Genomic DNA, 5,317 nt, shown 5'->3' with positions numbered 1-5,317 from the left:
CGCCACCATGCACAACCTCACCACGACGCGGTGAAACAGCAGCTCAAGCGACACCCCAGCCTGCCCGAGGCGGACCTTCTGCAACACCCTTTAGGGGCTGTTTCATAAGTGGATCAAGGTCTGCCATGATCCACTCGTGGGGCGTGGAGATCTGACGAGCGAGCAATAGGCCAGGCTGGAACCGCTGTTGCCCGTGGGTAAGAAGTCAGGGCGGCCTCCGGACTGGTCCAAGCGGCAGCTGATCAACGGCATACGCTGGCGGACGCGGACCGGTGCGCCCTGGTGCGACGTTCCCGCACGCTATGGAGAGTGGGAGACCATTTACGGTCCCTTTCGACGCTGGCAGCGCGATGACACCTGGAGCCGGATCCTCACCCAGTTGCAGGCCGCGGCCGACGCGAAGGGCCTGATCACCTGGGATGTGAGCGTGGACTGCACGGGCGCGCGGGCGCATCAGCATGCCGCCGGCGTCCGCAAAAGGGAGACCCGGGCCAAACCGGGCGGAGTCGTGGTCGAGCCCGCCGACCACGGGCTCGGGCGCTCACACGGTGGACTGACCACGAAGGTGCATCTGGCGGTCGGGCACGGACAGAAGCCCCTCTCCTTCCTGGTCAACGCCGGCCAGCGGCACGACAGCCCCCAGTTCCAGCCGGTCCTGGAACGCATCCGGGTGCCCCGCGTAGGCGTCGGCAGGCCGCGCCGCAGACCGGACCGGGTGCCGGCAGACAAGGCCTACGGGCCCCGGGCCAACCGCGGCTACCTGCGCAGACGCGGGATCCGCTGCACGATTCCAGAGAAGAGCGACCAGATCCGCAACCGCAAGAAGCTCGGTGCCCGCGGAGGTCGCCCGCCGAAGTTCGACAACACCGACTACCGCGAGCGCCACGCGGTCGAGTGCGGGATCAACCGCCTCAAGCGTCATCGAGCCGTGGCCACGAGATACGAAAAGCTGGCGGTCCGCTACGAGGCGACGGTCACTGTCGCCGTCATCAACGAGGTGCTGTGATCGTTACAGCGATCCGCGAATCTCTGGGCCGGCGTGTGACCCTCCGATCCAGAAGGTCAGCGCCTTCCGTCTCCCTCCCAGCGACCGCCGCATCGCGTTGACCAGGCGTATCTGTGCCTGAGCCACCCCCGCGCTAGCCTCCCGGAACTCCTCTTCGCCGAGCGGCGTACGGACCGGATCGACTTCTCGCGCGACGCGGTCCAAGAAGCGGTCGACCGACTGACCAAAGCTGTCGACCTCTGCCGCAACCTCTGCGGGAGCGATCAGGCTGACCCGCGTCAGAACGGCGCTCCACTCGGCCCAGTCGTAGTCCCAGCCGCAACGGTCGGCGTGCGCGCGCTTGATCACCATCGTGAACTTGGCGTAGTGGCTGAGGAGTTCCTGGTAAGCAACCAGCTGCTGATCCCGCGACCACTGATGGTCCTGGCCTCGTCTGGTGACGATCCCGCCCACCAGCACTCCCACGGTCGCCGAGGCCGCTCCCGTAACGGTCGTGATCAGCACTTCCAGCAAAGCCACCCCCAGCCCCCGTGCCCAGCAACTGCCGTTCGATCCGCGATGGGAACATAGCACTGGTGCATATTGGCGCGTCAGAGCATGCGATGACCTCGTAGCGGACGATGACGTCGGTGGCTGGCCGACGCTTTTGAAACACGCCCCAACTTGACTCTGTCGGGGATCTTGGTGGCAGTGGTCAGGTGCCGAGGGTTCGGCAGGACTTCGATCGGGGGATTCCCTGCTGGTCCAGGAAGGCCTGGAAGGCGGTCGGTGGTCTCGGTGAAGAGGTTGCTTCGGTCGCTGACCTGTTGCTGAGGCGTTCGATGTTGACGGCGATAGCCGTGAGTACATGTTGAAGGTGGGCTTTTGGCCGTCCTCGGCAGCGGCGCATGCCGTGGCCATGGGCGAACTCGTTGATGGTGCCTTCCACGCCGAAGCGGACCTCGTAGCGGGCCTTCCACTCGGGTGTTTGCTGCTCGGCGCGAACGCGACGTTGCAGGTCACGGAGTTCTCGCGGTGGGAAGCCCACGTTCCGGGCGCCGCTGGAGCTGGTGCATCGGGGACGGTCGGGGCACGGCTGGCACTGGCTCCTGGTGAACCGCGCCACGATCAGCGGGGCCGCAGTGGGCGAGGAGGTCGGGTAGGGGCCGTGCTAGCCAGCGCTGACCTGGCCGTTCGGGCAGGTGGCTTGCCGTCGGTCGAAGTCGATGTGGAAGTCCAAGACCCACAGCCGGGCCCTGGCCGCGGCGCGGGCACCCGTCGAGCGTGGTGTCGCCCGTCTGAAGTCCTGGCGGATCTTCCGCAGATCCCGATGCAGCCCCCAACCGTATTACGTCAATTGCCAGGGCCATCCTCACCCTGGAGTGGCAGCGCTCTGTGTCGTCAAGGGGATTGCCGCCGTGCGCAGACACTCACGGGCTGGCCGGCTGGTTCGGGCTGATTGCGGATTCGATGTGGGCGAGTTGGGCGGCGAGGATTTCTTCGAACGCGGCGTGGCGGTCCGCCCCGAGGGGGCGGACGTCGCGGGCGAAGTGGGCCAGGGCGGGGAAGCGTTCGGGGTCGGCGCCGAGTACCGCGACGCGGAACAGTTCCATGCCCTGTTCGTGTTCTTCCGGGGTGATGGTGCTGACTCCGGCCTCGGAGGCGATCAGCGCGGCGATGAGGACCGCGAGTCGGTGGTAGCGCGCCGGGATCTCGTGGTCGGGTAGTCCCGACGCGCGCAGTGCCTGCAGTACCTCTTCCATGACCAGCCGGGAGCCGGCGCCGCCTGACGCGTACCGTCCCCAGACCGCGGCGAGCTGGGGCTGCTGGCCGAAGGCCTCTCTCAGGCGCAGGGCCAGGGCCGTGATGCGCTGCTTCCAGTCGCCCTCGGCTCGGTAGCCGTCCATGGAGGCCAGGAGGATCCGGTCGGCGACCGCGCGTAGCAGTTCCGTCTTGTTGCGGAAGTGCCGGTAGAGGCTGGAGGAATCAGTCCCGAGGGTCGCGGCGAGCTTGCGCACGCTGAACGACTCGGTGCCGCTCGTGCGCAGCAACTCTGCTGCCGCATCCAGGATTTCCTCGGTCGCCCAACGCCTTCGGCCTGCCATTTCGCCCCTCTCGTCGGACTCAGTCTAGCCTATGCACTTGGTGTTGCACGCACCGCGTGCATAATGAGGACATGAGCGTGCGAGCGGCCCGGCAACAGGCGGGCTGACGTGCCACGCATGCCCTGTCGGCCGGGTCGGGCGACCGATGTGGGGCTCGCCTCGAGGAAATAGGAAAGGACGCATGTCGTGAGGAACTCACTGGATTTAGCGGCTCTGGACATGGCCATCGAGAACGTCCACCGCGCCGGGATGCCGGGCCTGTTCGCCGAGGTGCGTGACGGCGACCGGGTCTGGCGTGGCGCCGCCGGGGTCGCCGACGTCGCCACCGGCCGCCCCGTCACCGCCGGCATGCGGCACCGGGTCGGAAGCATCACCAAGACGTTCACCGCCGCAGCGGTTCTGCAGCTGGCCGAGGCCGGCCGGATCGGGCTCGACACACCGGTCGGCCGGTACCTTCCGGAGCTGGTTCCCGGTGCACGCGGTGACGCGATCACGGTCCGGATGCTGATCAACCACACCAGCGGCCTCGCCGAGTACCTCCCGTACGCATACCCCTCCCTCAAGGCGCTCCCCGTCCTCGCCGACACCAGCCCCGAGAGCCTGGACGACAACCGCTTCACGCAGTTCGACCCCGTCGACCTGATCGAGATGGGGGTCACCGCACCCGCCGTCGGCGCCCCGGCCGGTACTCCGGGGGTGTACTCCAACACCAACTACCTGCTCCTCGGCCGGCTTCTGGAGCAGGTGACCGGTACTACGGCCGAGCGGTACATCACCCGGAACATCATTGAGCGCGCCGGGCTCCGGGACACCGAACTCCCCGCCGGACCGTACGTCAGCGGGCCGCACTCGCAGCTCTACGAGGCGTGGTTCGGCATGATCGACCCGCCGCGCGACTACAGCGTCTACGACATGTCATGGACGGGGCCGTCGGCCTCGCTGATATCGACCGTCGCGGACCTCAACCGCTTCTACCGCCTGCTGCTGGCCGGGCAGATCGTCAGCCCGTCATCGCTGGCGCAGATGCAGCTCACCGTCCCGGTCGTCTCCCACGAGGGAAGGACGATCGACTACGGTCTCGGGCTCTACCCGATGGAGGATCCCGGGCAGGGCACCTTCTGGGGCAACGGCGGCACGACCTGGGGCGCTGGGGCGCTGGCCATGATTCGGGCCGACGGCGAACGGCAGATGGCGGTCGCGGTGAACATGCAGCGGTGGAACAGGCTCGACTCCTCCGGCAAGCCGCAGCCCCATCCCATCGACGACGCGCTTGCGACTCTGTACCGCGTGGCCATGTACGGCTGACCGGCCTTCATCGCCACCATGGAATTCGACCCGCTCCGCTATGAGGGCATCACCTACGCGCTCCGCCTGCTGCAGGCAGGCGTCCCGGTCGAGTTGCACCGGTGCCTGGGTACCTTCCACGGCTCGCCGGCGGTCATGTCCGCCGACGTGTCGCAGCGGCAGCTCGCCGAACTCGGCTCAGTCCTGCGCCGCACCCTGGCCGAGTGAGGCGGCTACGGCCGACCAGGCCGATATCCACGCTCCGCAACCCACCAGACGAACTTCGCAGAATGGATGTCTCGGTATGACCGCTGCACCGATCGATCTCTTCTCCTCCTTCATTCACCTGGACCAAAGTGGTCAGGTGCGCGCCGAGCAACCTGTGTTCGACTCCGAGCGGGACGGCTGGCAGTTGATGACCTTCCATGTGGAGACCGACGCCGACGTCCACGGCGACCACTGGGAAATCCATACCGAGGCGGACGAACTCGTGTCCTGCCTCACCGGCGGGATACGTGTCTACTTCCGTCCGGAGCAGCCGGGAGGGAAGGAGGAGGAGATCAGGCTGGCGCCCGGAACGGCGGCCATCGTCCCGCATGGGCGATGGCACCGCATCGCACTGGACGGTCCCAGTGACATCATGTCCGTCACCCTGCCGCGTGGCAGCCGCCTGCAGAGGCGGGCCGAAGCCTAGCCAGGCCTCACATCCGTTCCTCGTCCAACTCCAGGCTGAAAGCGGGTGGTCCGACCGGAGTCATCTGGAGTTGACTCCGGTCGGACCATCCACGACTTTATGGGCCCGTGCCTACCTGTTCCTACCGTCGAACGCGGCACCGCCTGCCTGAAGTCCTAGTGTCCTGAGTCTGAGGTTGGTCGTTAGTTCGGTATGAGTCGTCCGGGTCCGAAGATTCCGCCGTTGTCGGTCACTGATGCCCAGCGGGCA

General features: G+C 67.0%; 7 protein-coding genes and 1 pseudogene. 5 read left to right on the top strand and 3 right to left on the bottom strand.

Features of this window, described 5'->3' with window-relative positions:
* The first annotated feature begins 175 nt into the window (after positions 1-175).
* Positions 176-1,006, top strand: coding sequence for an IS5 family transposase (locus tag ACFYXK_RS33880; protein ID WP_389414647.1), 831 nt, complete (start codon positions 176-178; stop codon positions 1,004-1,006).
* 3 nt (positions 1,007-1,009) lie between these two features.
* Here ACFYXK_RS33880 and ACFYXK_RS33875 read toward each other — a convergent pair whose 3' ends face one another.
* Positions 1,010-1,525 (bottom strand): hypothetical protein, encoded by a 516-nt coding sequence (locus ACFYXK_RS33875; RefSeq protein WP_389414645.1) that lies wholly within the window; start codon positions 1,523-1,525, stop codon positions 1,010-1,012.
* 175 nt (positions 1,526-1,700) lie between these two features.
* Positions 1,701-2,111 (bottom strand): transposase, encoded by a 411-nt coding sequence (locus ACFYXK_RS33870; protein WP_389414644.1) that lies wholly within the window; start codon positions 2,109-2,111, stop codon positions 1,701-1,703.
* Positions 2,112-2,223: 112 nt separating this feature from the next.
* On the opposite strand from ACFYXK_RS33870, the pseudogene ACFYXK_RS33865 reads away from it, so the two are divergent.
* Positions 2,224-2,377: pseudogene (locus ACFYXK_RS33865) on the top strand (IS5/IS1182 family transposase); the annotation flags it as partial.
* 38 nt (positions 2,378-2,415) lie between these two features.
* Here the strand turns inward: ACFYXK_RS33865 and ACFYXK_RS33860 are convergent.
* Positions 2,416-3,090, bottom strand: coding sequence for a TetR/AcrR family transcriptional regulator (locus ACFYXK_RS33860; protein ID WP_389414643.1), 675 nt, complete (start codon positions 3,088-3,090; stop codon positions 2,416-2,418).
* A gap of 219 nt (positions 3,091-3,309) precedes the next feature.
* Here ACFYXK_RS33860 and ACFYXK_RS33855 point away from each other — a divergent pair, with 219 nt between their 5' ends.
* The 3 genes from ACFYXK_RS33855 (at position 3,310) to ACFYXK_RS33845 (ending at position 5,068) form a co-directional block, all read left to right on the top strand.
* The gene (locus ACFYXK_RS33855) at positions 3,310-4,395 is read left to right on the top strand and encodes a serine hydrolase domain-containing protein (protein ID WP_389414642.1); all 1,086 of its coding nucleotides are present in this window, start codon (positions 3,310-3,312) and stop codon (positions 4,393-4,395) included.
* Positions 4,396-4,404: 9 nt separating this feature from the next.
* Positions 4,405-4,602: an alpha/beta hydrolase gene (locus ACFYXK_RS33850; RefSeq protein WP_389414646.1), complete on the top strand. Its 198-nt coding sequence runs from the start codon at positions 4,405-4,407 to the stop codon at positions 4,600-4,602.
* 76 nt (positions 4,603-4,678) lie between these two features.
* Positions 4,679-5,068, top strand: coding sequence for a cupin (locus ACFYXK_RS33845; RefSeq protein WP_389414641.1), 390 nt, complete (start codon positions 4,679-4,681; stop codon positions 5,066-5,068).
* Positions 5,069-5,317 lie beyond the last annotated feature (249 nt).

The sequence above is a fragment of the Streptomyces sp. NPDC002209 genome (assembly GCF_042890265.1).
Taxonomy (GTDB): Bacteria; Actinomycetota; Actinomycetes; order Streptomycetales; family Streptomycetaceae; genus Streptomyces.
Note: the sequence above shows the minus strand (reverse complement) of the source record. Positions and strands in the feature narration are given on the sequence as shown.